The sequence below is a fragment of the Streptomyces sp. NPDC059874 genome, assembly GCF_042731135.1.
Lineage (GTDB): Bacteria > Actinomycetota > Actinomycetes > Streptomycetales > Streptomycetaceae > Streptomyces.
The window spans coordinates 68,682-95,681 of sequence record NZ_JBHWJY010000001.1; the positions used below are offsets into that span (position 1 = coordinate 68,682).

Genomic DNA, 27,000 nt, shown 5'->3' on the forward strand with positions numbered 1-27,000 from the left:
GCTCAGCCGACCGATGCCGACGTGGCCGAGGCGGCCGAGGCTGCCGAGGCGGCCGTCGAGGTCCGGGCGAGGGAGGCGTGCGTGATCCGGCCGATGTGCGTGACGAGTTCACCGACGGACATCGCGAGGATGGCGTCCATGTCCTTCTCCGCGAGGAACCCCATCAGGTCCACGTCGGCGCCGTAGCGGTGGTGCAGCAGTTCGGCGAGGGCGACGAACTCGACGCTCTCCAGGGCGAGATCCTGGTTGAAGGTCGTCTCCATGGTGACCTCCTCCGCGAGCAGGTACTCGTCGCCGACGATTTCCACGAGCATGGAGGTGATCTCGGCGAGGATGTCAGGTGCCATGACGGGTCTCCGTGAGCTGGAAGGGGACGGTGGGCGGGGCCGCCGGGTCGGCGGTCCAGGCGACGACGTGGTCGAGCGGCGCGAGGCCGAGCGGGTCGGTGGGGATGCGGGTGGTGCGGACCGGGTACGGGCGCCCGTCGGGCGAACGCACCAGCAGGGCGCCCGAGTCCGGGCCCTCCGCGTCCTCGGTGACCCGCCACGCGCGGGGTCGGCCGCCGAGCCCGCTGCCCTCCGCCTTGGCGGCGGCCTCCTTGGCGCACCACAGGGCGGTCAGCGCGGCCGGCAGGCCGGTGCCCTCACGGGTGGCCAGCCGCTCGGCCAGGCAGAGTTCGTCCGGTCCGAGCGCGATGCGGGCCAACGCCTCCGGGTCGGCGGTCACCGGCTCCACGTCGATGCCGACCGGCCGGGACGGATGGGCGAGGGCGACCGCGATCCGGTCCTTGTGGGCGATCGACAGCCGGAAGCCGCCGGTCAACGGCCCCTCGGCCAGCGGGCGGCCCGCCGCGTCGTTGCCGATCGGCACCTCCACCGGGAACACCGGCCCCGCTCCGGCCTCCCACAGGAGCTCGCGCAGGGCGTCCTTGGCGGCGATCCGGCCGAGCAGCCAGGGCGCCTTGGCGCGCGGCGACAGCCGCTCGTACGCGGCCCGTTCGGCGGCGCCGAGGTAGCGGCGCATCACCAGATCCTGCGAGGCGGGGTCGGTCCAGCGCCGCCGGGCCAGGCACCAGCCTTCGGGCCGGGGCTCGCCGATGCCGCACACCTCCGGGGTGAACTTCATCGGCCAGACCCGCTCGTCGGCGCCGAAGCGGCGGTACGTCCACCCCTCGATCCGCGCCCACACCGCGCCGTTGCTGCTGCTGTTGCCGTTGCCATCGGCGCGACGCAGTTCGAGGTCGCCGCGCACGGTGACGTCGCGGACCTCGCGGATGCGGGCGGTCGCGGCGACGAGGTCCCGGCCGGTAGGCGGGGGGCCGTAGAAGCGGATCCGGTCCACGGTGGCCGGGAAGACGAGCCGGTCCACCGGCAGCCGCAGCTGCATCCAGTGCCCGAAAAGCTGGCCCGCGGCGTCCAGCAACGCGCCCGGATCGGGGAGCGCCCGCAGGACCCCCGTGATCCCGTCCTCGCCGACCGCCCGCACCTCGTGCACGGCGGCGAAGCGCGGGCCGTGGAACATCCACCGGTCCCGGTACAGCGCCTCGGCGCTGACGGGCGCGGGCCGTGGGTCGCGCAGCGGCGTGGGGTCGGGCGCGGGCGGCCGCTCGTACCCTGCGCCGAGCAGGACGACCACGCTCGCGTACTCCCCGAGGGTGACGCGCATCCGGCCGGGGCCGTCGTCCCGGACGGTGACCTCGACGTCGACGGCCGGCTCGACGGCGAGCCACCGCAGGGCCCGTACGTCCTCGTAGCCGACGACGGCGAGGCCGGGCGGGGCGTGCCGCCGGGCGGCCTCGGCGGCCAGCTCCAGCATGGTGGTCATGGGCACGACGGGGAACCAGTCGGAATCCTCGGGCCAGCCGTCGGGCTGGAGGTACACGCAGTGGTCCCGTACGTAGGGCAGCGCGGCGAGGGAGAGCCGCAGGAGCTCTTTCCCCGTGGCCCTTCCCGAACCGTGGTGGTCCGGTCCCGCCGCGGTCGGCCGCGCGGCGGGCCCGGGCCGGGCGCCGGGAACCGGCGCGTCCGGCGGTCGTACGGCCGACCAGGCGGCGGCGACGCTCTGTGCGGCCGCGCCGGTGTCGGCGAGCACCGCGTCCAGGGCCGACAGCAGGACCGGCCGGGCACCGGCCGGCTCCGCCGGCGCCCTCGGTGCGGGCGGTGCCAGGAGCCCGGCCAGGGAGGCCCGAGCCGCCTCCCCGAGCCGCACCAACGGCGAACCGAGGTCCAGCGCCACACTGCGACCGGAGCCGGAGCCGGAGCCGGGTTCGCGACGGGTGGGCGCGGGGTGCACGCCGGGGTGGCCGACGGCCGAGCCTGGGGCGCCGGCCGGGCCCGGGGCTGCGTCCGGGTCCGGGTCCGTCGGGTCCGGACCGGCACCGAGACGGGCGCCGGGACCCGGAGCCGCAACGGAGTCGCCGGCTCCGGGCGCGGGGAGTGGGACGGGGTGGCCGCCCGCGGCGCCGGAGTCGGTCGCGGGCCATGGGCCCGTGACCGCCGGGCCGTGTGTAGCGGTGGCGGGGGACGGCGTGACCGCAGGGCGGTCCGCAGGGGCGGTCGCGGGCGCAGTCCGCGGGCCCGCCGGGACGGCCGAGCCGCCCGCACGGGCAGAGGCCGACGCGCTACCCGGGGCGGCCGTGGCGGCCGCGGGCCGGGGTGGCGTAGGGATCGCCGCGGCGCCCGCAGGGCCGTTGGTCGAGCTGCGGGGTCCTGCCGTGGCGCCCGCAGGGCCGGTGGCCGGGCCGCCCGCAGGGGCAGCGGTGGCTTCGGTCAGTCGGTCCCAGCGCGGGGCGTGGCCCTCGGCCCAGAGCGCGGCGCACGCGCGGCGCAGGGCCGCCAGGCCGCCGAGCCGGGGGGAGGAGACGGACACCGACAGGTGCGGGCGCTCGCGCAGGGTGTCCTCGACGAAGCCCGGCAGGCTGCCGGGGCCCAGCGTGACGAAGGACCGCACGCCCTGCTCCTCGTACAGCCGCAGTGTCAGCTCGCGGAAGCGGACCGGTTCCAGAAGGTGCCGGACCACCAACTCCCGTACTGCGTGGGCCTCGGCGGGGAAGGGAGCGCACGTCGTCGCCGACCACACCGGAAGCGCCCCGGCCCGCAGCGGCAGCCGCCCGAACGCGGACCGGACCTGGCCCAGGTACGGCTCCCACATCGGCGTGTGGAAGCCCGAACGGAACGGCAGTTCCTGCCCGAGCACCCCGTCGGCGCGCAACCGGGCCACCACGGCGGCCACTTGCTCGGGCTCCCCGCATATCACGGACTGGTGCGGGCAGTTGTCGTGGCTGACCACCACCCGGTCCAGCCCGTGCAGCGCCGCCTCCGCCCGCCGCGCACCGCAGCCCAGCGCCGCGTACACGAGGTCCGGGACCAGCAGGTCGCCCGGTCTCAGTGAGCCGAGGAAGGTGTCGGCCGCCTCCTTCGAGTACATGCCGGCGGCCACCATCGCCGCCCACTCGCCCAGGCTGTGGCCGGCCAGCACGTCGGCCTCGATGCCGAGCCCGGGCAGCACGTCGGCGAAGAACCGGCCGGTCGCGATCGCGTCCAGGGCCCGCTCGACGAGGGACGGGCCCCGGGTGAGCGGGGGCCGGGCGGGCCCGAGCCGGTCCGCGACGTCGTCCAGGACCGGCGCGAACTCCGGTTCCAGGCCCGGGAACAGGAACGCCGTCCGGCCGCCCAGTGGCTCGGGCGTGAACCACACGTCGCCCCTTCCCCGCCAGGCCCGCCCGCGCGCCACCGCCTTCGCGGCCAGCGCGAGCCGCTGCGGGGTGGGCCCGACCACTGCCAGCCGGCACGGCCCGCCGCCGCCCGACACCGGGGATCCGGAAGCCAGCAGCTCCGACAGCTCCGCAGGGCTGTCGGCGGCCAGCAGGAGTACGTCCTCCCGAGCGAGCGCCGGACCCACCGGCGCGGCCGAGACCCCCAGCGGCAGGAACCGCCGCGCCGGGGCCGTCGGGCGGGCGGCCGCCGGAGCCTCCTCCAGCACCACGTGCGCGTTGATCCCGCCGAAGCCGAACGCGTTGACCCCGGCCCGGCGCGGCGCCGGCCCGCGCTCCCACGGCTCAGCCGCCGTCACCGGCCGCATCCGGGTCCGTACGAGGTCCGCGTGCGGCTCCTCCAGGTGCAGGGTCGGCGGCAACACCCCCTCGTGCACCGCGAGCGCGGCCTTGATCAGCCCGGCCATGCCGGAGGCCTGCATGGTGTGCCCGAGCATCGACTTCACCGACCCGAACCCGATGCCGCCGAACCCTTCCACTGGTGGCCCGAACACCTGGGCCAGAGTGTCCAGTTCGGCCGCATCGCCGACCGGGGTGCCCGTGCCGTGCGCCTCCAGCAGCCCCAGGGCGCCCGGCGCCCGCGGGTCCAGACCGGCCTCCCGCCAGGCCCGCTCCAGCGCCCGTACCTGCCCGGCGACGAGCGGGCTCATCAGGCTCGCCGCCCGCCCGTCGCCGGAGACGCCGGTTCCGCGGATCACCGCGTAGACGCGGTCGCCGTCCCGCTCCGCGTCCGCCAGCCGCTTCAGCAACACCACCCCGGTGCCCTCCGACAGCAGGGTCCCGTCGGCCCGCCGGTCGAAGGGCCGGATCCGCTCGCTCGGGCTGAGTGCCCGAAGCTGCGTGAACACGCTCCACAGCGTGGCGATGTGGCAGTGGTGGACGGCGCCCGCGACCACCGCGTCGCAGCGGTCGGCCGCCAGCAGCCCCACCGCCTGGTCCACGGCCAGCAGCGAGGACGCGCAGGCCGCGTCCAGGGTGTAGGCGGGGCCCCGGAAGTCCAGCCGGTTCGCGGTGCGGGCGGCGGTGAAGCTCGGCACCAGCCCGATCGAGGCGTCCGGCCGCTCCGGGCCGAGGGCCTCCTGGAACGCCGACCGCACCTGCGCGATCCGTCGCTCGCCCAGTTCCGGCGCGAGCTCCCGTAGCGTCTGGGCCAACTGGTGGGCGGTGCGCACCCGTTGGTCCAGACGGGCGGTGGCCACTCCCATGAACCCGCCGCGCCCCAGCACCACCCCGATCCGGGAGCGGTCGGCCGGCAGCCGGCTCTCGCCGCCCGCGTCCGCGATGGCCTCGGCCGTCGCGTGCAGGGCCAGCATCTGGTCGGGCTCGGCCCCCTCCACCGCGGCCGGCATGATTCCGAACCGGGTCGGGTCGAAGGCGGCGAGACCGTCGACGAAGCCGCCGCGCCGGCAGTAGAACCGGTCGCCGGACACCGGGCCGGTGGCGCCGTCCGGGTCGTAGTACACCTCCGGATCCCAGCGGCCCGGGGGGACTTCGCCGATGGAGTCCGTACCGGCGAAGAGGTTGCGCCGGTAGGCGGCGAGGTCGGCGGCCCCCGGGAAGACGGCCCCCATCCCGACGATCGCCGCGTCGGTCGGGCGGGGTCCGCGGCGGGGCTCTCGCTCACTCATCGCCGTGGACCTCCCGCGTCTCCTCGGATGCCATCAGGACCACCTGTACGTCGGTTCCGTGCGCGAGTTCGGCGAGGAACGCGGCGGTGCCCGCCTCCGGCGTGATCAGCGGGATGCCGCGCCGGGCGTAGGCCCGCTCCAGCTCGGGGGTGACCATCCCGCCCGCGTCCGCCGCCCAGGGGCCCCAGTCGACGGCCAGCACCCGGCCGGGGAAGGATTCGGCCCAGGTGTGCGCGAGGGAGTCGAGGGCGTCGTTGGCCGCGGCGTAGTCGCACTGGCCGCGGTTTCCGTACACCCCGGCGACGCTGCCGAACAGGGCCAGGAAGCGGGGTGCGGGCGTCGACCCGTGCTCGGCCGCCGCGGCCGCCAGGTTGCGCGCGCCGGCCACCTTGGTGCTGAACACCTCGGTGAAGTCGGCCGGTTGCTTGTCGCGCAGCAGGGCGTCGCGCAGGATCCCGGCGCCGTGCACGATCCCGTCGAGCCGGCCGTGTCGGGCCCGGACATCGGCCACCACGGCCCGCACCGCCGCCGGGTCGGTGACGTCCGCGCAGTGGTAGCGGACGGAGGCCGCCGCACCCGCGAGGGCGGTCAGGGTGGCCCGTACCTCGCGCTCCGCGAGGATCCGGGAGGCGGCCGCCTCGATCTCGACGGGCTTGCGCAGTCCGTTGGCGATCAGCGCGGCGCGGAGGGCGACCCGGTCGTGGGCCTGGACGAACTCGTCCTCTGTCGCCGGTGGTTCGGGCGTACGGCCGATCAACTCGACGTGGCAGCCGGTGGCGCGGGCCAGCGCGAGGGCGGTCCGCGCGGTGATCCCACGGGCCCCACCGGTGAGCAGCACCACGGAACCGGGGTCGAGGAGCGGTCGGCCGACCGGCTCGGCGAGCTTGGCGAGTTCGACGGGCACCGGGCGGTGGGTCACCCGCACGCCGTCGGCGGTGTACCCGACGGAGGAGGGAGCGTCGTCGGTCGCGGAGGCCAGCTCCTCAAGGAGCTGGGAGGCGATCCGTTCGGGGTCCTCCTTGGGGTGGACGTCCACCGCGCGGATCAGCGCCCCGGGGAACTCCAGGGCCGCGCTGCGGGCGAAGCCGTGCAGGCCGGCGCCGGGTGTGCCGGGCGCGGTGACGAGGAGCAGCCGCCGTACGCCGCCGGTCAGGGCCTGCCGCACCCCCGGGAAGGCCCCGGGCAGCACGGGTTCAGACGCCGGCCGCAGCGCGGACAGGTCGACGATGCCGTCGAACCCGCCCTCGGCCTCGGCCAGGACCTTCACCTCGGCGCCGTGCGCGCCCAGGGCGGCGCCGAGCGCGAGCGCGACGCCCTGACCGTCCTCGACGAGCCCGATGCGCAGTCCGCGCAAGGCCTCCGGCTCCCCGGCGGGCGCGGGCAGGGTCACCGTGTCGACCCGGAGCCGGCTGAGCGGGGCCGATGCCGGGGCCGGTGCCGGGGCCGGTGCGGGTGCCGGGTCGGGTTCGGGGAGCGCGTCCGTCCGTGGAGGGCTGGACGGGATCTCGGCGGGCGCCGGGGCCGGCTCGTCCACGGGCCCGCCCGTGTGGGAGGTGACCCAATCCACGATCCCGCGCAGGGTCTTGATCCGGGACAGCTCCTCGACCGCGTCCTCGGAGGTCCCGCCGGGGCCCTGCGGGAGCCCGATGCGGTCGGCGAGGGCGCCGATGATCTCGACGCGCTTGATGGAGTCGATCGAGAGGTCCGCCTCCAGGTCCAGCGCCGGGTCGAGCATGTCCCGGGGGTACCCCGTCCGCGTGTGCACGATCTCCAGTACGACGTCCATGACGGCCTCGGGAGACCGGTCGCGGCCGGCGGTACCCGGTGCGCCGCTGCCGCTGCCGCTGCCGGAGCCGGCGTCCGCACCCGCCGGGGCGCCGTGCGACCGGCCCGGGGCGGCCGGGTCGGGCGCCGTCAGTGGCCACCCACCCGGGCCCGCCCCGATCGGGGCGCCGCCCGGCGCGGCCGGGTCGGGCTGGGGCGGCTGCCACCCGGTGCCGCCAACACCGGCCGGGGCCCAGGGCATCCCTGTGCCCGGTGCGTCGGCGTCGGGCCATGGGGCGAGTCCGGCGGAGTCGAGCATCGCAGTGCCCGCCGGCTGGCTGCCGTTCGGCTGGGGAGGCCAGGGCGCGGCGCCTGCCCAGGTGTGGCCCTCGGGCCCGGCGGGCCACGTCGTGCGTCCGGGCCCGCCCGGGGCCGGGATGCCCGCGCCGGCAGGCGCTGCCGCGCCCAGGTAGCCCAACAGGATGTCCCGCTGCGCCTGGACCAGTTCGCGCGAAGCGCGCAGGTACTCCAGCACCGCCTCCTCGCGCCGGTCGGCTGCCGGAGGACCGGCCGCCCACAGAGCCGGCTCGGCTCCGCCGTGCGCCGGGACCCCGTTCGCGAGCCGGGCACCCGAGGCCGAGCCCGTGCCCGAAGCCGCAGCCGGAGCCGCCCCCCAGGCTGTACCCGGCTCAGGAGCCGGACCCCAAGCCGCGCTCGGAGCCACAGCCGGGGCCTGCCCCCAGGCAGCGCCCGGATCGGGAGCCGGACCCCAAGCCGTGCTCGGAGCCGCGCCCGCGCCCGCGCCCGGAGCCGGGCCCGCGCCGACAGCCGGGGTCGCGTCCCCAGACGGGGCCGCGCCGCCGGCCCAAGCCGGGCCCCCGCCCGGGACCGTCCCCGGGGTTGTGCCCACGGCCGGGCCCGTGCCCGGGAGCGGAGCCGTGCCGGCAGCCCAGGCCGGGGCGGCGCCTGGGGCCGCGGCCGCGGCCGCGCCGTGGACCCCCGCTGCCGCCGGAGGCAACCGGCGGGCCGGTTGGAGGCCGCCCGCCACCGGGGTGCCGTCCGCGGTGCGGACCAGGTGGCCGTCGACCAGCCAGCCCGGGCGGCGCGGGGCGTGGTCCGGGAGGCGGGAGGTCCGGCCGCGGAAGAGCGCCTCCGGGGCCACCGGCACGCCTGCCGCAGCCAGCTCGGCCAGGGCCGTGACCAGCCGGAGCAGCCCGTGCTCGCCCGGTACGTCCAGCGGCACCACCGTGTGCGGGCGGTCGCCGAGGATGCGGGCCACCAGCGCGGACAGCACGCGGCCGGGGCCCGTTTCCACGAAGGTGCGGACTCCGGAGGCGTACATGGCCTCCACCTGCTCCACGAAGCGGACCGGCCGGCCGAGCTGGCGCGCGGCAAGGTCTCGTACAGCTTCGGCGGAGGACGGATACGGCTCGGTCGTCGTGTTCGACCACACCTCGATGCCCGGCGCGGACACCGCCGTCGCCGACAGCTCGGCCGCGAGGGCTGCGGTCGCCCCCGCCACCACCTCGCTGTGGAACGCGCAGGCCACGGGCAGTGGTTCGGCCGTCAGACCCGCCTCGCGCAGCGCCGTCACGGCTGCGGCGACGGCCTCCGTCGGGCCCGATATCACGCACTGCCGGGGCGCGTTGTGGTTGGCCACCACGCATCCGGCGCGCGCCGCGATCTCCCGTACCGCCTCCGGCGTCGCCGACACCGCCGCCATCGACCCCGGGTCCGCCCCGGCGGCCGCCACGATCGCCTCGGCCCGGCGCGTGCTCAGCCGCAGCAGGCTCTCCGTGTCGTACGCCCCGGCCGCCCAGAGCGCGGCGAGCTCCCCGTACGAGTGCCCGGCCACGCAGTCCGGCCGAACGCCGAGTTCGCCGAGCAGCAGGTGCGCGGCCGCCCCCGCCAGCCCGAGCGCCGGCTGGGCCACCCGGGTGTCCGTGACCGCCACCCGACGCGCGGCCCGCTCCTCGGCGGTGAACGCCGCTGGCGGGAACATCGCGGAGACCACCGACCCCGGCGCCTCGTCGAGCAGCCCGCGCAGCGCGGGAAACGCCATGAACAACTCGCCCAGCATTCCGGGCCGTTGGCTGCCCTGCCCGGGGAACAGGAACGCCACCTGCCCCGGCCGCGCGGACTCCTCCCGTACGTGGATCCCCGCGCCCGGAGCGAAGGCCCGGGCCGGCTCCAGCCGGGCCGCCAGCTCGTCGAGGTCGGCGGCCACGAGGGCCACGTGGACCGGCCCGGAGTCGGCGGCGACCTCCGCCGCGAGGTCGCGCAGCGCCCAAGGTCGCCCGGCCGTGTCGTTCTCCTCCAGGCGTGCGGCGAGCCGCGCCATCGCCCGGCCGGCCGCACGCCGGTCCTCGCCGCGGAAGAAGAAGACCTCGGCCGGCCACTCCTCCAGCCCGTGCCGGGGCTCCTCGCTGCCCGCGTAACCGACCAGCACCGCATGGTAGTTGGTACCGCCGAAGCCGAAGGCGCTGACCCCGGCGATGCGCCGCTCCGGGGGCGCCGCCCAGGGCCGGGGCTCGTTGTCGAAGAAGAACGGGCTGCTCTCGGCCCGCCAGGCCGGGTTCGGGGTGTCGATGTGCAGGGTCGGCGGCCGTACGCCCGCGTGGACGGCCCGGGCCGCCTTGATCAGCCCGGCCAGACCCGCGGCGCACTTGGTGTGCCCGAGCTGCGATTTCACCGAGCCCAGCGCGCAGGATCCGGCCGCGGCGCCGGATGCCGTGAACAGCTCGCTCAGCACGGCCAGTTCGGTGCTGTCGCCGACCACGGTGCCGGTGCCGTGCGCCTCGACGAGCCCCACCTCGCCGGGGGTGACACCGGCCCGCGCGTAGGCCCGCTCGAGCGCCCGCCGCTGGCCCTCCGGGCGGGGCGCGGTCAGGCCGAGCGACCGGCCGTCGCTGGAGGCGCCGACCGCCTTGATCACGGCGTAGACCCGGTCGCCGTCGCGCTCCGCGTCCGCGAGCCGCTTCAGGACGAGCGCGCCCACGCCCTCGCCGAGGGCGATCCCGTCGGCGGCCGAGTCGAAGGGGCGGCAGCGGCCGCCGGGGGACAGGGCGCGGACGGAGGCGAACATCAGGTAGTCGTTGATGCCGTTGTGGACGTCGGCGCCGCCGCACAGCACCATGTCGGAGTCGCCGTCGCGCAGTTGGCGGCAGGCGAGGTCCAGTGCGGCGAGGGAGGACGCGCAGGCGGCGTCGACGGTGCAGTTCGCGCCGCCGAGGTCGAGGCGGTTGGCGACCCGGCCGGCGATGACGTTGGCGAGGATCCCGGGGAAGGAGTCCTCGGTGAGGCGCGGCAGTTGCTCGTCCAGCGCGGGGGGCAGCTCGCCCAGGTAGGCGGGGTGCAGTGCGCGCAGCCCGTACGCGCCGGCCAACTCGGTGCCGGCCTCCGCCCCGAAGACCACCGAGGTCCGGGAGCGGTCGAACTCCCGGCCCTTGCCGTACCCGGCGTCCGCGAGGGCCCGCGCGGAGATCTCCAGGGCGAGGAGCTGTACCGGCTCGATCCCGGTGAGGGAGGCGGGCGGTATGCCGTGCGCGAGGGCGTCGAAGGGCACGGGGCCGAGGAACCCGCCCCAGCGGGACGGGGTGCGCTCGCCGGCCCGGGCCGGGTCGGCGTCGTAGTAGAGCTCCGGGTCCCAGCGCTCGGCCGGTACCTCGGTCACGGCGTCCGTGCCGGCGAGCACCATGGCCCAGTAGGCGGCGAGATCGGGAGCGCCGGGGTAGGCGCAGGCCATGCCGACGATGGCGACGTCGAGAGGGTCGCCCGCCGGCGTCGCCTCCGGCGCGGTGAACTCCCGGGCCCGCTGCTCCAGGACCCGCATGGCTCCCTCGGTCACCTGCGCGTGCAAGGCGGCCACGGTGGTGGTCTCGGCCCGCAGGGTGGCGGCCTGCCCGAGCATGAACAGCCCTTCGGCGTACTGTTCCTCCTCGGACACGGCCTCCAGCACGGTCTCCAGCCGGTTGCCGTCCGGCAGGGGTTCCTCGGCTCCGGGCGCGCGCCGCCCGACACCGCCCGCCTGGCCGATCCCGGCCGGCTGGCTCCCGGCGCCCGTCCCGCCCGCCCGGCCCGTTCCCTTGGCCCTGGCCACCCGCTCGGGGATCGAGGGCGCGGCGAGGTCATCGGGCGCGGGCCCGCCGCTGGGGCTCCGCCCCAGACCCCGCTCCTCAAACGCCGGAGGGGCTGGATTGCCGCCTGCCCCGACCGACTGTTCGGCCCCGGCCACCCCCGCCGAGCCCCCGGCAGGGGACCCGGCAGAGGACCGGCGCAAGCCCTTGCTGGCGATGCGGAGGCGGCCCAGGTTGAGGGCTTCCAGTTCCTCCCACGCGTGGCGCGGCTCGGTGCCGCTCTCCGTGAGGCGCCGGCGGGTCGCCTCGAAGGCGTCGGCGTACGGGGTGGCCGCGCAGCGCGTGGCGTGGCCGGGGGCGGTGTGCAGCAGCACGGTCCGTTCGCAGTCCAACGCCGCCCGCTGGAAGCCCCGTACCACCGCGCCGGCCGCCACCGCCTCCTCGGTGAACAGGTACGCGGTGCCCATCAGCACCCCGACGCGGGCGCCCCGCTCCGCCAGGGGCGCCGCGGCCGCCGCCGCCATCGCCGCGGAGCGCTCGTCGTGGATGCCCCCCGCGAACAGCACGTCCAGCGCCTCCGGTTCGGGGCAGGCCAGCAGCCGCTCGATCTGCTCCTCCCACAGCGGGAACGACGCCCGGGGCCCGACGTGCCCCCCGCACTCCAGCCCCTCGAAGACGAACCGCCGTGCTCCCTCGGCGAGATACCGCTCCAGCAGCCCCGGCGAGGGCACGTGCAGGTGCGTCCGGATCCCGGCCGCCTCCAGCGGGGCCGCCTGCGCCGGGGTGCCGCCGGCGATGATCGCGTACGGCGGGCGGGCCTCGGCCACGGCGGCCAGCTGCTCGCGCCGCAGCTCGGGCGGGGCGAAGCCGAGCAGGCCCACGCCCCAGGGGATTTCCCCGAGGCGTTCGGCACTCTCGGTCAGGAGCCGGCGTACGTCGGGGCCCTCCATCACCGCGAGCGCCAGGTAGGGCACCCCGCCCGCGCGGGCCACCGTCTCGGCGAAGGCCGCCTGGTCGCTGACCCGGGTCATCGGGCCCTGCGCGACGGACAGTGGCCGGGCGAGCGGCCGGGACCGGGCGGCCGCCGTCAGGTGCCCGGCGATGGCCGCCCGTACGGCTTGGAGCACACCCCCGGTGGTCCGGTACCGCGCCGCCAGCCGGGCGGCCGAGGCCCCGTCCTGCCCCACGGGCAGCAGCTGTGCCCGCAGGTCCCGGGCTCCGAGGAGCGCGGCCACGGGCCCCTCGGGCTGCGTCAGGTCCGGACGCGTGAACACCCGGTGGGCCCCGGCCAGTCGCGTCTCGGAGCCATCCATCGCGCGCAGGGCGGCTGCCACTTCCTCGGGCAGAGCGGCCTCCCCTTCGGAGGTCAGCGCCAGTTGTACGTCGAGCAACACCCCGGCCGCCCCGCCCGCGACGGCCGCGGCCGCCGTGTGCGGCCCGATCCCCCCGAGGGCCCGTACGGGCACTCCGACGTCGGGGTCCCCGAGCAACTGCTGGAGCAGGACGAAGCTGGTGGCCCCGCCCACCCGGCCGCCGGCCTCGTGGCCTTTGGCGACGAGCCCGCCGACCCCGGCGGCCACCGCCTCCGCGGCCTCCGCCACGCTGGTGACCTCGGCCCACACCCGGGGCGTTCCGGCCGCCGCGGCCCACGCGGCCACCTCCGCCTCGGTGTAGTACGCCGGGTCGGCGAGCAGCACCGTGTCCACCGCGGCGGGCAGCTCCCCGGGCTGGACACGGCAGCCGACGGGCACCCGCACTCCGTACGACCGGGCACCGGCACCGCCGCCGCCTCCACCGCCGCCGAGCCGGCGGGCCAGCTCCGCGAAGCCGCGCCGCGCGGCGTCCGGGTCCCGGCCGAGATCGAGCAGCCCGAGGGCCCCGGCGCGCTCGGCGGCGGCCACGATCCGCGGGTGCGGCTCCTCGAAGGGGCTGAGCGCGACGACGAGGTCACGGGTGGCGGCTGACTGCGGGGGCTGGGGGGTCACGGGCGCTCCTCTTCCAGTGCTGTGTGACATGGCGCAGTGCAGGGCGGAAGAACAGAAGAACGGAAGTACCGGGGCGGCGTCTCGCACACATCGGTTGGGCGGCCCACCGCCGACACAGCGGGCTTGAACAGTGGTCAAACTCCCTCACGCCGGGATGCATCGTGCGGTGGCCTCCCCGCACTGTCAACAGTCATGCGGAATGCGATGCTTCGCGCCATCGGTATGAGCGCAGGGCCCGGCGCGCACCGTGTGCGGACCCCCGTCGCGGCCCCGCCGAGGCCGTGGCCTGGGGCGATGCCCGCAGAGTCCGGTCCGACCCCGGCGCGCGTGCCCTCGTGGCACAGTCCCGCTCGCATGCCGCCCCGGCATGCCTATCGCCGAACCCGGCATGAACGCCACGCCGGAGCCGGTCAGTTGTTCACCCGACGAACCCTTACAGGTACAGCCCCACGCGGTTACCGTCCGGTCATGACCCCCACACTCGCGCAGCTCCGCTACCTGGTCGCCGTCGCCGACTGTCGGTCCATCACCGGCGCGGCCGCCTCGGTCTTCGTCGCCCAATCCGCCCTGTCCCGGGCCGTCCAGGCCATGGAACGAGATCTGGGCGTCGAACTGCTCGCACGCCGGGGAAGGGGGGTGGACCTCACGCCGGAGGGGGCCAGGGTCGTCCGGCTGGCCCGTACCGTGCTCAACGCGGTGGAGGCCATAGACGACATAGGGACCCCGCACGGCAAGGACGCCCGGGCCGCGCTGACCGTCGTCACCACGCCCACCCTCGCCCTCGACCTGGCCACCGGTCTGATCGCCGCCTTCAACGAGCGGCATCCGACCGTCGACGTGCGGCTCCAGCAGCACGACAGCCGGGAAGCGCTGGTCGAGGAGCTGAACCAGGGGCGCTCCGAATTGGCGCTCGTCGACCTGCCCGTCGACAAGGAACTCTCCACCCACTTCATCCAGGAGCGCGAGGTGGTGCTGATATCGCCGATCGGCTCCCGGCTGCCCGACCCGCTGCCGTTCCGCATGCTCGACGGACTGCCGATGGTGCTGCCCACCCCGGGGACGGGCCGGCGCACCGAGATGGAGGCCATGTTCAGCTGCCTCGGGGTGCGGCCGGTGCCCAGTCTGGAGGTCGACGAGCGTCTCGCCTGGGTGACGGGAGTGACCGACGGCCGCGGGTCCCTGATCTGGTACCGGGACGTGGTCTTAAGAGCCTTCGGGAGCCGCGCCGAAATCCGCTCCTTCACACCGCCCCTGCTGCGCCCCGTGGGCATCGCGCATGCCCGCCGGCCGCTGAGCCGGGCCGCCCGCGCCTTCATCGCGCACGCCGGGCACAAGGCGCCGGTGCGGGAACCGGTGCGCTGAGAAGACATGCCGCCGCGGCATTGAACGATGCTCAAACGGGAGGGGATTTGGCCTGTACCACCAACTGATGGCCCGTCACATTGTGTGCATGTCCCGACTCCTCACGTCGACACCCCACCGGGCCGCCGCCCTCGCGACCGCGGCCCTCGCCACGATCCTGCCCGCCGTCGCCTGGATGACCAGCGCCACCGCCTCCCCGGGGAGCCCGCCCGCCACGGCGGCCGCCGCCGAGGCCCTGGCGCCGGAGAAGAAGTGCACCCTCCCGGGTGGCCTGGCCGAACAGAGCGGCCTCGCCATGAGCCGCAAACACCCGGGCGTTATCTACGTGGTCAACGACAGCGGCAACACCAACCAGGTCTTCGCCATCGACTGCACCACCGCCACCGGCCGGCTCGCGGCCACCTTCACGGTCTCGGGGGTCGGCAACACCGACTGGGAGGGGCTGGCGATCGGCAAGGACGCCACGGGCGGCCCCGCCATCCTGGTCGGCGACATCGGCGACAACTTCAGCGGCCGCGCCGAGATCACCGTGCACTCCTTCGCCGAACCCGACCAGCTCGCCAGTGCCACCGTGACGCCCGTGACCTACCGCTTCGCCTACGCGGACGGCAAGCACGACGCCGAATCCCTGCTCGCCGACCCCCTCACCGGTCGGATCCACATCGCGAGCAAGATCATCGGCGCGCCGGGCCAGTTGTACCAGGCCCCGCTGCCACCCGTGACCGGACAGGTCAACACGCTCACGGCGGTCCGGCCCGGCCCGGTGTTCGCCACGGACGGCGCCTACTCGCCGACGGGGGCCTCGTACACCCTGCGCAGCGGCGGGCCGGTCGGCGCCAACACCGCGACCGTGTACGACGCCGCGGGGATCAAGCTCGCGGACGTCGCCCTGCCGGCCCAATCGCAGGGGGAGACGGTGACGTACGCCGACTGCGCCAACCTGCTGGTCGGCTCGGAGAACGACACCCAGATCTGGCGGGTCCCGCTGCCGCCGGAGGCCACGCCGGGCTGCGGCACGACCCCGACTCCCACCCCGACCCCGACGCCGACTCCCACCCCGACGCCCAGCCCCACCCCGACGCCCACACCCACGCCGACACCCACCCCTACCCCCACCTCCACCCCGGGTGGCCTGAGGTTCACCAACCCCGGCCCGCAGACCTGCAAGTTCAACCAGTCCTGCACCATCCAGCTAGCCACCACCGGCGGCAAGGCGCCCGTCAAGTACGCGGCGAGCGGCCTGCCCTGGGGGCTGACCCTTGACGCCGGCTCCGGGCGCATCACCGGCAAGCCCTGGGCGAGCGGCACCGTCACGGTCACCGCCACCGCGACCGACTCCACCGGGGCCGCCGCGGGCACGTCCTTCGCGCTGACCGTGAACTGGTTCTGAGACGCTCCCAGGGCGGGACTTGTACAACATGCCGAGGAAGCCGCACTGTTGACCGAGTTTCGTTCATCAGGTCAGGAGAGTCGGCTTGTCGTCCCACATTTCACCGGTCCCGCCCGCCCCGCACGTCATCGACCCCGCCGGTGGCTGCCCGCACGCACTCAACGCCCGGCTGCGCGCCGAGCGGGGCGGCGCAGCGGAGGTCGTGCTCCCCGGCGGGGTGCCCGGCGCGGTCGTCCTGGGGCACGAGGCGCTGAAGGAGTTCCTCGCCCACCCCGACGTGGCCAAGGGCGCCCGGCACTTCCCCGCCCTGCACGACGGCACCATCCCCGCGGACTGGCCGCTGCGCGTCTTCGCCAACGCCCAGGGCATGCACACCGCCGACGACGCCGACCACCGCCGACTCCGCTCGCTGGTCGGCAAGGCCTTCACGGCCCGCCAGGTGGAGCAACTGCGGCCGCGCGTCGAGGAGCTGACCGCCGAGCTCCTCGACGACCTCGACCGGGCCGCGGACGAGTCCCCCGACGGGGTCGCCGACCTGTACGCGCACTTCGCGCTCCCGCTGCCCATGAACGTCATATGCGAGCTGCTCGGCGTGGACCCCGAGCACCGGGGCCGGTTGCACCACCTCACCAACACGGTGATCATCGCGACCGACATCACCCCGGCCGAGAAGATGGCCGCCCTCCAGGAACTCGTCGCCCTGATGGCCACGATCGCCGCCGCCCGGCGGGAGAAGCCGGGCGAGGACCTCACCAGTGCCCTCATCGCAGTCCGCGAGGGCGACGGCGACCGGCTCAGCGAGGTCGAACTCATCGGCACCATGCGGCTGATGCTCGTCGCCGGCCACGAAACCACCCTCAATCTGGTCGTCAACGCCGTCCGAGCCCTGTGCGCCCACCGCGATCAGCTCGCCCTCGTCCTGGAGGGAAAGGCGACCTGGTCGGACGTGGTGGACGAGACCCTGCGCTGGGACGGCCCGGTCAGCTGGTTCCCGTTCCGCTACCCCACCCGTGACCTGACCGTGGACGGCACCGTGATCCCGCAGGGCACACCCGTGCTCGCCGGGTACACCGCGGCCGGCCGCGACGAGACCTTCCACGGCCCGGACGCCGACCGCTTCGACATCACCCGCCCCACGGCCGCCCGCCACCTCTCCTTCGGCCACGGGGCCCACTACTGCATGGGCGCGCCGCTGGCCCGACTGGAGGCGACCATCGCCCTGGAGCGGCTCTTCACCCGCTTCCCCGGCCTCGACCTCGCGGTCCCCGAGGCGGAACTCCCGTACCAGCGCAGCTTCATCAGCAACAACGTCACGTCACTGCCGGTCCGCCTGGTGCGCGGCTAGTGCTGTGACCGGAAAGGCTCACGCGGCGAGGCCGGTCACCGCGGTACGCCATGCCGCGGTGACCGCACCGTGGGCCACGGCCGTCGCCTCCGCGACGTGCTCGGGCAGGAACACGGGCGCGCCGACGTGCACGTGCAGGCGCGGCCGGCGGACCGGGGCCGTAACGGCTCCGGCGATCTGCTTGGTGGCCGTCCCGGAGCTGATGCGCCGGGCGCCCGCCTGGCCGACCGGGCGGACGGGCGCGCCCGTCGTCCGGGCCAGGCGGGCCGGACCGCTGCGGAAGGGCAGGGGTGCGCGCTCCCCGGAGTCCCGGCGGGCGGGAATCCCGCCCTCTCCGTAGATCAGCACGCACCGCCCCGCCGCCAGTGCCTCGGCGGCGGCGTCGAGGGCCTCCGCCGCACGAGCCGTTCCCCGGCGGACCGGGATGTGCCCTTCGCGGGCGAGTGCGCCCCCGAGCACCGGGACCCGCCACAGCCCGGCCGCGGCCATGACCACCGGCTCGACGCCGAGCCGGCGCAGCGCGGCGACCACGACGACCGGGTCGGCCAGGCTGGTGTGGTTCGCGACCAGGATGGTCCCGTCCGCGACGGGGCCCGCCGCCGCGTCCGCCGTGACGGACATCCGGCCGAACACGGGCGCAAGGACGGCTGCGATGGAGCTGATCACGGTACCTCCGGGGTGTCTGGCCTTCGTGTCCTCAGCGTGGCGGCGGAGGGGACGGCCCGGCATGAGTCGCCGTACTCACCCCGACTGGGGACCTGACGCACCCGACACCTGTGTCCGGATGTGACAGAAGCCTGTCATTGCGGCCACCGGGTACGGCTGTGACGATGGGCGCATGTCCACCAACCGCCGCGTCGTCATCGCGGTCTTCCCCGATGTCGACCTCCTCGATGTCACCGGTCCGGCCGAGGTGTTCTCCCTCGCCAACCGGGAGACCGGCGGCCGGGCGGGGTACCGGGTGCAGCTCGCGGCGCCCGCGCCCGGAACCGTCACCACCTCGGCGGGGGTGCGGCTGGTCGCGGACCTGTCGTTCGCCGAGGTCGACGGCGTACTGGACACGCTCCTGGTGCCCGGTGCGGTGGACCTGCGTCCCGGCGGGCCGGTCGCCCGGATCGACCCGGAGGTGGTGGCGTGGCTGAAGACGACCGCGCCGCTGGCCCGGCGGGTGGCGTCGGTGTGCGTGGGAGCGCACCTGCTGGCCGCGGCCGGCCTGCTGGACGGCAGGACGGCCACCACCCACTGGTCCACCGCAGCACAGCTGGCGGCGGACCACCCGGCGGTCACGGTGGACCCCGACCCGATCTTCGTCCGGTCCGGGAACGTGTGGACCGGGGCCGGGATCAGCGCCTGCATGGACCTCGCCCTGGCGTTGGTGGCCGAGGACCTTGGTGAGGAGGTGGCCCTGACCGTGGCCCGGCAGCTCGTGATGTACCTCAAGCGGCAGGGCGGCCAGAGCCAGTTCTCGGTCCCGCTCAGCCAACCCGCCGCCTCCCGCCGGGACATCGACGAACTGCGCATGTTCATCGCCGACCACCTGGACGGCGATCTGTCCGCGGCGTCCCTCGCGGCGCGGATGTGCCTGAGCGAACGCCACTTCGCCCGGGTGTTCCGCCAGGAGACCGGCACCACACCCGCCGCCTACGTCGAGGCCGCCCGGGTGGAGGCCGCCCGCCGTCTGCTGGAGCACACCGACCAGCCGTTGGACGAGGTCGCCGCCGGCTGCGGACTCGGCTCGGTGGAAACCCTCCACCGAGCGCTGCGCAAGCAGATCGGCACCACTCCGGCGGCCTACCGCCGCCGTTTCCGCACCGTCGGCTGAATCTTCCTCACAGCCGAACGCCCTTTCAGAACCTTTCCCGCTTCCCGAACAAGGAGTGCTTCGCCATGCCCGCTTCCACCACCCTGCGCGACGTGATCGGCCTCGACAACCAGCTGCCGCGCCTCGCCGACACCACCCTCGTCCTGATCGACTTCCAGAACACCTACCGCTCCGGAGTCATGGCCCTGGAGGGCGCCGAGCAGGCCCTGGCGGCCGCGGCCCGGCTGCTGGCCGCCGCCCGCGCCGCGGGTGTCTCCGTCATCCACGTCGTGGACGCGGGCTACGACATCCACTCCGAGCTCGGTGCCATCAGCGCCGAAGTCGCCCCCGTGGAAGGCGAACCGGTCGTGGTCAAGCAGGTCCCCAACGGCTTCCACGAAACCGAGCTGGAGAAGACCCTGCGCGACCTGGGCGCGGGCAAGGACCTGGTGCTGGCCGGCTTCATGACCCACATGTGCGTCACCTTCACCGCCGAGGGCGCGTTCTACCGGGGCTACCGCCCCACCGTCGTCGCCGAGGCCACCGCCACCCGGCCGTTGGCCGCCCCCGACGGCACGGTCCTGCCCGCCGCCACCCTCCAGGCCGCCGCCCTGACCACCATCGGCGACGTGTTCGGCGTCATCGCCCCCACCGTCGACGACCTCATCGCCTAGTGCTGTGCCCGCATCCGTGTCCCGACGGTGCCCCGGTCCGCGCGGCTGTCGGGTACGCCCGTTCAGACCGGGCGGCCCCTCGGAATGTGACAGCGGGCGGCCTCCTAGGGGCCCTTCGGCGGGGTGAGCTCCGTGCTCAGCCAGCCCAGGGCGTCCGGGTACATCCCGGTCCAGGTCTGGAAGTTGTGCCCGCCGGCCGGTCGGACGAGGGTCTTGACCCGGACCCCGCTGCCCGCCGCGGCCTTGGCGAAGGCCGCCAGCTGTTGCGGCGGGCTGTCCTTGTCCTGGGCGGAGGTGGCCAGGAACAGCCCGACGTCCGGCTTCTTCGTGTGCTCGACCAGCCACATCGGGCTGTTGCGTTCGCGCAGCACGGGGTCCGACAGCACCTCCGGGTCGCCCGTCAGCGGGTCCGGATCCAGAGCCGCCCCCGCCCGGAAGGCCTTCGGGTACTGGAGCGGCAGCTTGGCCGCGCAGAACGCCCCGGTGGAGACGCCCATCAGGCCCCATCCGCCCGGGGCGGGCAGCGTGCGGAAGTTCCGCCCGACCAGCTCCGGCACGTCCTGGGCCAGCCAGTCGGCGATCTTGCGCTCCGGGGTGTTGCTGCAGTCGGTGTTCACCCCGCCCGGGTAGATCTCCGGGATCACCACGATGAACGGGTGCGCCACCCCCAGTTCCACCAGCTCCTCGAGTGCGCCCGGCATGTCCCCGAGGTCGATCCACGTACGGGGCGTGCCCGGGTAGCCGTGCAACAGCATCAGCACGGGGAAACGGGTCCGGTCCGCGCCCGGGGTGCCGTACTCCGGGGGAGTCCACACGGTGACCTGGCCGGCGAGCCTCGAGTGCGTGCCCCGGAAGTAGGTGCTCTGGGTACCGTCCCCGGCCTGCGTGAACCTGGCCCGACCCACCGGCGCGCCGGTCATCGCGCCGGGGTCCTGCCCCGCGTCGGTGCCCAGCAGGTCGTCCCAGGAGGAGTAGAGCCCGTAGCTGCCGTTGATCCAGGTGGCCACCACGCAGATGGCGGTCAACTGGCACAGCCCGATCATCACCAGTCGGGCCGGCCACCGCACCCAGCCCGGTCCGGGGATCCGGTTCCACAGGAGCAGCGCGGCGAGCACGGCCAGCACGGTCACGACGATCAGCGTGACGAGGAACGCCGTACTGGTCAGCTCCACGGCCCCGGCTCCCGACTGTCATAGGGGGTGAAATGTCAACTAATGTCCGGACTGTCTCGTCAATGTACCGGCGCATCAGCTCAGGGCGCGGACGCTCACCTCCACCGCGTGCCATCCGGTCGCCCCGTCGGGCACGGTCCCCGCGCGCGCACCCGTCTGGACGGCGCCCGCGCCGTCCGTCGCCCGGACCTCCAGGGTGTGCCGGCCCGGAGTCGCCTCCCACGGCCACACCCACTGGCGCCAGGTGTCGATGCCGTCCGCAGCCCCGAGCCGCGCCTGCTGCCATGCGCCGCCGTCCACCCGTACTTCCACCCGCTCGATCCCGCGGTGCTGCGCCCACGCCACCCCGGCGACCGCCACCCGGCCCGCCCGCACCTCGGCGTTCGAACGCGGGGTGTCGATCCGCGACTGCGTCTTGACCGGGGCCTGCTGCGCCCACGACCGGCGCACCCAGTAGGCGTCGTACGCGGCGAAGGTGGTCAGGCGCAGCTCGGTCAGCCATTTGCAGGCGGAGACGTACCCGTACAGGCCCGGTACGACCATCCGGACCGGGAACCCGTGTGCGAACGGCAGCGGTTCGCCGTTCATCCCGACGGCGAGCAGCGCCGCCCGGCCGTCCATCACCGCCTCCACGGGGGTGCCGATCGTCATGCCGTCCACCGAACGGGCCACCAACTGGTCCGCCGGACCGCCCTGCGAGGGCGGCCGGACGCCCGCCTCGCGGAGCAGGTCTCCCAGGCGTACGCCGATCCACCGGGCGTTTCCCGCGTACGGGCCCCCGACCTCGTTGGACACGCAGGTGAGGGTGATGTCGTGCTCGACGACCGGTCGGCTCAGCAGCTCCCGCAGATCGAGGGTGAGGGGGTGGGTGACCCCCTCACCATGGACGGTCAGCCGCCAGGTGTCCGCGTCCACGCGCGGCACGACCAGCGCGGTGTCCACGCGGTAGAAGTCCCGGTTGGGGGTGAGGAAGGGGGAGAGCCCGGGCACGTGCAGCTCCGCGCCCGCGGGGACGGGCGGCGCCGGCACGGTCGGCCGCGGCAGGACGAACTCGGCCCGGGACGCCGTCGCCCCCGCCGAGCCGTGCGCGCCCAGCCGGCGTCCCGCGTACCCGGCCCCGGCCGAGAGCGCCACGACCGCCGCGGCCAGCCGGCCGAAGCCTCGCCGGTCCATCGCCCAGGTCCCGGCGGGCGGGGTCCCGGCCGGTCGCGGCCGGGTCGCGGCCGTGATCAGCAGGTACAGCACCGCGGCCGAGACCAGTGCGCCCACCAGTGAAGGCAGCGCGTCCTTCCAGGAGGCCTCGGGACGGCTGAGTGCGGCCGCCGCGCCGAGCAGCCCGACACCGCCCGTGACCGCGATCCCGGCGGGCAGGCGCCGCAGGGCGAGCATCCCGGCCCCGACGGCCACCGCGGCCAGCACGACGACGATGCCGAGCGCCAACACCGTCTTGTCGGCGGTGCCGAACAGCCGGATCGCCCACTCCCGGACGGCCTGCGGCGTGAGGTCGACCAGCGCCCCGCCGACGGCCGTGACCGGGGCGGCCTCGGGCCGGACCGCCGCCGCGGCCAACTCGGCGGCCGCCAGCCCCGCGAAGGCCGCCACCAGCCCGCCGGCGGCCCCGAGCAGCGGCGGCCGGCCACGTCTAGGGCCCGCTGTCGAGCGGTTCCCGCGGTTCCCTTCGTTCCCTCGGTCCCCTTGGTCCACTGGGTTCATCCGGTGTCGCCTTCCGACGGGCCGCCGGGCGGTCCTCGGCGGCGGCCGGCTGCCAGGGTCCCACTTCCCGGCGTTTCCGCAGCTCCACCACCCCGTGGGGCCATGGGCAGGGGCCTGACCGGTCGAGGGCGGGCGGCTCCGGAGCCGCCGGGGGCTGCTGTGCGGTCTCGGTCATGCCCCTGATCATTTCCGGGTCCGTCCGGCGCGGCGGAGCCCCGACCGTCCTGTACCCCGGACGGGTAGCGGGATTCCCCCGGGAGGGTGGTCAGTTCGAGGCCGGTGCGGCCGGCGCCGGCAGGGCGGCGGCGATCCCGGCCGCCAGCTCGTACGGGTCCCCGCTCGGCCGGGCCGGGTGCCGGGTGGTGCGCCGGGCCCACTCCTCCTCGTACGCGTGCCAGTCGATCTCCCGTGGCGCGGCCTGCCGCAGCAGCGCCTCCTCCAGCGAGTCGAAGTAGAGCTTCCACCGGCCGGCGTACAACTCCGAGACCAGGCCGCTCCATTCGCGGTTCGCGTAGTCGTGCAGGAAGCCGCCCTCGCTCGTGCTGCGGCGGCCCCACACGCTGAGGATCGAGCGCGCGTCGTACTCGTAGCGGTCCCGCTCGGCATCGTCGGCGCCCCAGGACCGGGCCTTGCCGAGCCAGTCGCCGAGCAGGAAGTTCGGGTCCGAGCCGACGAGCGCGTCCAACCTGCGTTCCCCGTCGGCCCATTGGGCGGTCAGATCGCGGAAGCGCCGCAGGTCCTTCGCCTCGTACGCCGCCTTGATCTTCGGCAGCAGCACCCGCGAGTGGTTGGCGAGGGCCTGCCGGGCGGTGTCCACGAGGTCGAACCGGTAGGCGCTGGAACCGCGCAGCGACGGGTCCACCCTGAGCAGGTGATCCAGGGCCCGACGGACCGAATCGGCCGGATAGCGCATCGACCTGGGGCTCCAGTACGCCGTGCCCACCGCACTCAGCGAGGGCCGGGCGGTGAACAGGCTGTCCTGCGACTCCGACCACAGGCCCGAGGAGGTGCTGTACGGCCCCTTGCGGAGCTCCTCCCAGGCCGCGGTCGCCGCCGCGTCGGGCCGACCGTAGCGGCGGGAGGCGAAGTCGGCGAACCAGCGCCGCTGGTCGACCGGCCCGGGCTCCCAGGCCAGGTCGGTGAAGAGGTCGAAGGCCGCCGGATTGGTGCCGGTGGCCTCCGGGATGTAGGCGATCCCGGTCAGCGCGCTGTCGCCCTTCGCCCGCCAGGCGCCGAACCGGTCGATCCACACCGAGGTGTTGGCGCCGATCGTGGTGTGGCCCCCGAAGTTGTAGATGGAGCCCATCGCGTACGGGACTCCGCCCCAACGGGTCTCGCGGTCCAGACGGTTGTACCGGTCCGACAGCCCGTCCAGGATCAGCAGCTTCGAGGTGTCCACCCCGGCGAGCAGCTCCGCGGTCGGATCGTCCTGCCAGCCCAGCACCGCCCACAGGGCGCCCGGACGGGCCGCGTGCAGGGCCCGCTGGATGGCGCCCGCCGCCGCCTTCACGTCCACGTTCCCCGTCTGACCGCCCTCGTGCAGCGGGCTCATCCGGTACATCGTGCTGTCCCCGAACACCGAGCGCTGAGCCTCGTAGTAGGAGGCGGCGAGCTTCCCGAAAACGGGCGAGGCCGGGTCCAGCCAATCGGGTCGGTCGAAGCCGGCCCAGTCGCCCTGCGCCACCGTGACCGCGCCCGGATTGCGGGCGGCGAACTCCGGCGGCACGGTGCCGAAGTAGCCGGGCAGCACCGGGGTCATGCCGAGCGCGCGCAGCTGCTCGGCGAGCCTGCCGCCCAGCGCGGCGCGCTCCCGGATCAGCCGCTCCGAGACGGGCCCGCCGAAACCGCTGAGGTTCTGCAGCAGCCACCAGCTCTGGTGACCGGGCCCGGGGATCCACCGGCGCAGCTCCTCGGCCGAGTAGCCGAAGTCCTGAAGCGCCCGGTAGTACGGGTACTCGGCGCCGACCTGCACGAACACCTCGTTGACCCCGTGCAGGGCGAGCAGGTCGATCTGCCGCTGGTGCTCCTCGAAGGAGCGGTACGGGCCGGAGTACCCGTCGTCGGTGTCGTTGAGCGCGTACCGGTGCGGTACGAGCGCGCTGCGGGTGACCGGCGCGGGGACGGCGGGCAGCTCGGCGGGCAGCATCCCGATGCTGTCGCCGGGCCACCCGATGTCGGCCCCCGCGACGTGCTGGAGGTACCACCCGACCCCGGTCAGCAGGGTGGCCCCGGTGCTGCCGCGCACCGTGACGGCGCCGGCGGTCCCGGAGACCGTGAAGGTGTCGGCGGCCGCGCCGGCGTCGGCCACGAGCGTGAACTGCGCGGCGTGCCGCGGCAGCAGCCGCTCCAGGGAGGCCCGCGCGGGCGCCACGTCGAAGGCCCGCGCCGCCGGAGCTCCCGGACGCGCGTCGGCTCGTACGTCGCTCCGTGCGTCCTTGGTTACGTCGGCACGTGCGGCCGAACCCGCGCCCGGAGCGGTGGCCCCGGGCGCGGGAGCCGCGCAGAGCAGGGCCAGCAGCGCCGCGGGCAGGGCGGCGAGGGCGACCGGGCGGGGGACGGGCAGGCGGTGGCGCCCGCTTCGTGGCATCGGGTGGCTCATCCGTTCGCTGGGGGACGTGGTCAGACCGGCAGGGACCAGGCCTGGTCGACCCGGTGGTCGCCGCAGGGGGTCAGGCGCAGCCGCTCGGCAGGGCTGTCCGGGGTGGCGACAGGGGCCGGAGCCGTCAGGCACATACCGCTCGCCTCGTCCAGGAGGGCGCCGTCGCGGCGGTGCGACCAGCTCTGGCCGGTCGGCTGCTGTGCCTGCGGAGGCGCGCAGTCCACCAGCTCCACCAGGCCGTCCGCGCCCGCCGACAGGCACTGCTCGGCCATGCGCAGGCTCCCTTCCTCACCGAGGACCCACCGCTGGTCGGGGGCCCCGCTACAGGCGGCCAACACGACCGCGCCGACGCCCGTGGTGTTGGCCCCGTCGGCGCACTTCGCGCCGTCACCCACGATCTGCCCGGTCGGCACGGCGTCGGCGCAGCGCTGCGGGGTGAGCCGCCAGACCCCGGTGTCGTGCCCGGCCACCTTCCCGGTCAACGTGTCCGTGACCTCGCGGCGTTGCCCGCTCCACAGGTCCTGCGCGTCGACCGAGCAGGCGGGCAGCCCGAGCTCTTCGAGCGGCACGGCGATGTTCCGGGTGGCCGCCGATCGGTTGAGCACGGCCACCGCCCGGTCGCCGTTCGCGAGGGGCCGGACCAGGATCTCGAAGGTGGAGTTGGAGGAGACCACCGCGCCCTGACGGCCCATCGGGTCCTGGTCCAGATCGATCATCCGGGTGTTGCCGAGGGCGGCCAGCCCCTCGGGGGTCAGCCGGGAGACGTCCGAGCTCAGGATGAACGGCGCCGCCATCATCGCCCAGAGGGCGACCTGGCTGCGGCTCTCGGCCGCGGTGAGGCCGGGGGCGCCCGCGATCAGGAAGTCCGGGTCGTTCCAGTTGCCCGGGCCCGCGTACCGGCCCAGCCAGCGGTTGTAGCCGTAGTTGCCCATCACCGAGCTCCAGCGGGAGGTGGTGGGCGCGGCCGGTTTGTAGACCTTGATGTCCCGGCCCTCGCGCCACAGTTGGCCCGTCTCGCCGACCCAGCCGAGCACCTTGTGCCAGTCCGGTCCGCCCCATTCGCCCTGCTGGAAGTAGGCGGGCGCGGAGGCGGAGAGGACCATGTCCCGGCCGCTGGCGCGCAGGGCCTTCGCGACCGCGTTGTACGCGTCCCGGTAGGCCTGCTCCTTCGTCTTCCCTTCCGGCACCCAGAGGTTGCAGCCGTCCATCTTGACGTAGTCGACTTTCCAGGAGGCGAACTGGCGCGCGTCCTGGGCGTAGTGGTCCGCGCCGCCGCCTTCGGGGGCGCCGCTGCCGGGGTACTTCTCACACGTCAGCGAGCCGGCGTCCTGGTAGATGCCGAACTTCAGGCCCTTGGCGTGCAGGTGTTCGCCGAGCCAGGCCATGCCGTGCGGGAACTTCTGCGTGTCGACGACCAGGGCGCCCTTCTCGTCGCGGCTCTTGGTCATCCAGCAGTCGTCGACGGTCACCGTGTCGTAGCCCTTGGCGGCGAGCCCGGAGGACACCAGGGCATCGGCGTTCGCGACCACCTTGGCCTCGTCGATGTCGCACATGTAGTGCGCCCAGTTGTTCCAGCCCATCGGCGGGGTGAGCGCGAGCGGGGTGTCCGAGGTCGCGTCGGGCTCGGCCGCCGACGACGGCGCGGGGGACAACGCGAGGGCGAACAGAGCGGCCGCGGTCAGGCAGGGGAGCGTCGCACGCAGGCGAGGCGGCACGGAG

At 75.1% G+C, this 27,000-nt stretch carries 13 protein-coding genes; 5 read left to right on the forward strand and 8 right to left on the reverse strand.

The genetic code is table 11. The features are described from left to right. Positions 1-2: 2 nt before the first annotated feature. The 3 genes from ACFV9H_RS00285 to ACFV9H_RS00295 are packed head-to-tail and all read right to left on the reverse strand — an operon-like array spanning position 3 to position 13,225. The gene (locus ACFV9H_RS00285) at positions 3-347 is read right to left on the reverse strand and encodes an acyl carrier protein (RefSeq protein ID WP_385391327.1); all 345 of its coding nucleotides are present in this window, start codon (positions 345-347) and stop codon (positions 3-5) included. Further along, on the reverse strand, positions 337-5,400 hold the full coding sequence (locus ACFV9H_RS00290) for a beta-ketoacyl synthase N-terminal-like domain-containing protein (protein ID WP_385391329.1): 5,064 nt from the start codon (positions 5,398-5,400) through the stop codon (positions 337-339). The genes ACFV9H_RS00285 and ACFV9H_RS00290 overlap by 11 nt, the downstream gene beginning before the upstream one ends. Beyond that, positions 5,393-13,225, reverse strand: coding sequence for an SDR family NAD(P)-dependent oxidoreductase (locus ACFV9H_RS00295; protein ID WP_385391330.1), 7,833 nt, complete (start codon positions 13,223-13,225; stop codon positions 5,393-5,395). Before ACFV9H_RS00295 ends, ACFV9H_RS00290 begins: the two co-directional genes overlap by 8 nt. 468 nt (positions 13,226-13,693) lie before the next feature. On the opposite strand from ACFV9H_RS00295, the gene ACFV9H_RS00300 reads away from it, so the two are divergent. The 3 genes from ACFV9H_RS00300 (at position 13,694) to ACFV9H_RS00310 (ending at position 17,322) form a co-directional block, all read left to right on the forward strand. After that, positions 13,694-14,587 carry a LysR family transcriptional regulator gene (locus ACFV9H_RS00300; protein ID WP_385391331.1) on the forward strand — a complete coding sequence of 298 codons (894 nt, stop codon included), beginning with the start codon at positions 13,694-13,696 and terminating at the stop codon, positions 14,585-14,587. Positions 14,588-14,675: 88 nt separating this feature from the next. After that, positions 14,676-15,977 carry a putative Ig domain-containing protein gene (locus ACFV9H_RS00305; RefSeq protein WP_385391332.1) on the forward strand — a complete coding sequence of 434 codons (1,302 nt, stop codon included), beginning with the start codon at positions 14,676-14,678 and terminating at the stop codon, positions 15,975-15,977. A gap of 85 nt (positions 15,978-16,062) precedes the next feature. Next, on the forward strand, positions 16,063-17,322 hold the full coding sequence (locus ACFV9H_RS00310; protein ID WP_385391334.1) for a cytochrome P450: 1,260 nt from the start codon (positions 16,063-16,065) through the stop codon (positions 17,320-17,322). An 18-nt stretch (positions 17,323-17,340) separates the two neighbouring features. Here ACFV9H_RS00310 and ACFV9H_RS00315 read toward each other — a convergent pair whose 3' ends face one another. Further along, a complete protein-coding gene (locus ACFV9H_RS00315) occupies positions 17,341-17,988 on the reverse strand; it encodes a lysophospholipid acyltransferase family protein (RefSeq protein WP_385391335.1) in 648 nt (215 codons plus the stop codon). A 172-nt stretch (positions 17,989-18,160) separates the two neighbouring features. On the opposite strand from ACFV9H_RS00315, the gene ACFV9H_RS00320 reads away from it, so the two are divergent. Together ACFV9H_RS00320 and ACFV9H_RS00325 are read left to right on the forward strand one after the other, a co-directional pair. Next, positions 18,161-19,144, forward strand: coding sequence for a GlxA family transcriptional regulator (locus ACFV9H_RS00320; protein ID WP_385391337.1), 984 nt, complete (start codon positions 18,161-18,163; stop codon positions 19,142-19,144). Positions 19,145-19,209: 65 nt separating this feature from the next. Further along, positions 19,210-19,797, forward strand: coding sequence for an isochorismatase family protein (locus ACFV9H_RS00325; RefSeq protein ID WP_385391339.1), 588 nt, complete (start codon positions 19,210-19,212; stop codon positions 19,795-19,797). Between the two features lie 104 nt (positions 19,798-19,901). On the opposite strand, the gene ACFV9H_RS00330 is transcribed toward ACFV9H_RS00325, so the two are convergent. From ACFV9H_RS00330 to ACFV9H_RS00345, 4 genes are all read right to left on the reverse strand, one after another. Then, positions 19,902-20,969, reverse strand: coding sequence for an alpha/beta hydrolase (locus ACFV9H_RS00330; RefSeq protein ID WP_385391341.1), 1,068 nt, complete (start codon positions 20,967-20,969; stop codon positions 19,902-19,904). Positions 20,970-21,044: 75 nt separating this feature from the next. Beyond that, on the reverse strand, positions 21,045-22,682 hold the full coding sequence (locus tag ACFV9H_RS00335; RefSeq protein ID WP_385391342.1) for a molybdopterin-dependent oxidoreductase: 1,638 nt from the start codon (positions 22,680-22,682) through the stop codon (positions 21,045-21,047). Between the two features lie 265 nt (positions 22,683-22,947). After that, complete coding sequence (locus tag ACFV9H_RS00340; RefSeq protein WP_385391343.1) at positions 22,948-25,269, reverse strand: alpha-N-acetylglucosaminidase; 2,322 nt, start codon at positions 25,267-25,269, stop codon at positions 22,948-22,950. 32 nt (positions 25,270-25,301) lie between these two features. Then, positions 25,302-26,996, reverse strand: a complete 1,695-nt coding sequence (locus tag ACFV9H_RS00345) for a ricin-type beta-trefoil lectin domain protein (protein WP_385391345.1) — start codon at positions 26,994-26,996, stop codon at positions 25,302-25,304. Between the last annotated feature and the right edge of the window lie 4 nt (positions 26,997-27,000).

Excerpts from the sequence above, each read along its gene's own strand:
- ACFV9H_RS00285 (WP_385391327.1), bottom strand. The coding sequence starts at position 347 with ATGGCACCTGACATCCTCGCCGAGATCACCTCCATGCTCGTGGAAATC.
- ACFV9H_RS00290 (WP_385391329.1), bottom strand. The coding sequence starts at position 5,400 with ATGAGTGAGCGAGAGCCCCGCCGCGGACCCCGCCCGACCGACGCGGCG.
- ACFV9H_RS00300 (WP_385391331.1), top strand. The coding sequence starts at position 13,694 with ATGACCCCCACACTCGCGCAGCTCCGCTACCTGGTCGCCGTCGCCGAC.
- ACFV9H_RS00305 (WP_385391332.1), top strand. The coding sequence starts at position 14,676 with ATGTCCCGACTCCTCACGTCGACACCCCACCGGGCCGCCGCCCTCGCG.
- ACFV9H_RS00320 (WP_385391337.1), top strand. The coding sequence starts at position 18,161 with ATGTCCACCAACCGCCGCGTCGTCATCGCGGTCTTCCCCGATGTCGAC.
- ACFV9H_RS00325 (WP_385391339.1), top strand. The coding sequence starts at position 19,210 with ATGCCCGCTTCCACCACCCTGCGCGACGTGATCGGCCTCGACAACCAG.
- ACFV9H_RS00335 (WP_385391342.1), bottom strand. The coding sequence starts at position 22,682 with ATGAACCCAGTGGACCAAGGGGACCGAGGGAACGAAGGGAACCGCGGG.
- ACFV9H_RS00340 (WP_385391343.1), bottom strand. The coding sequence starts at position 25,269 with ATGCCACGAAGCGGGCGCCACCGCCTGCCCGTCCCCCGCCCGGTCGCC.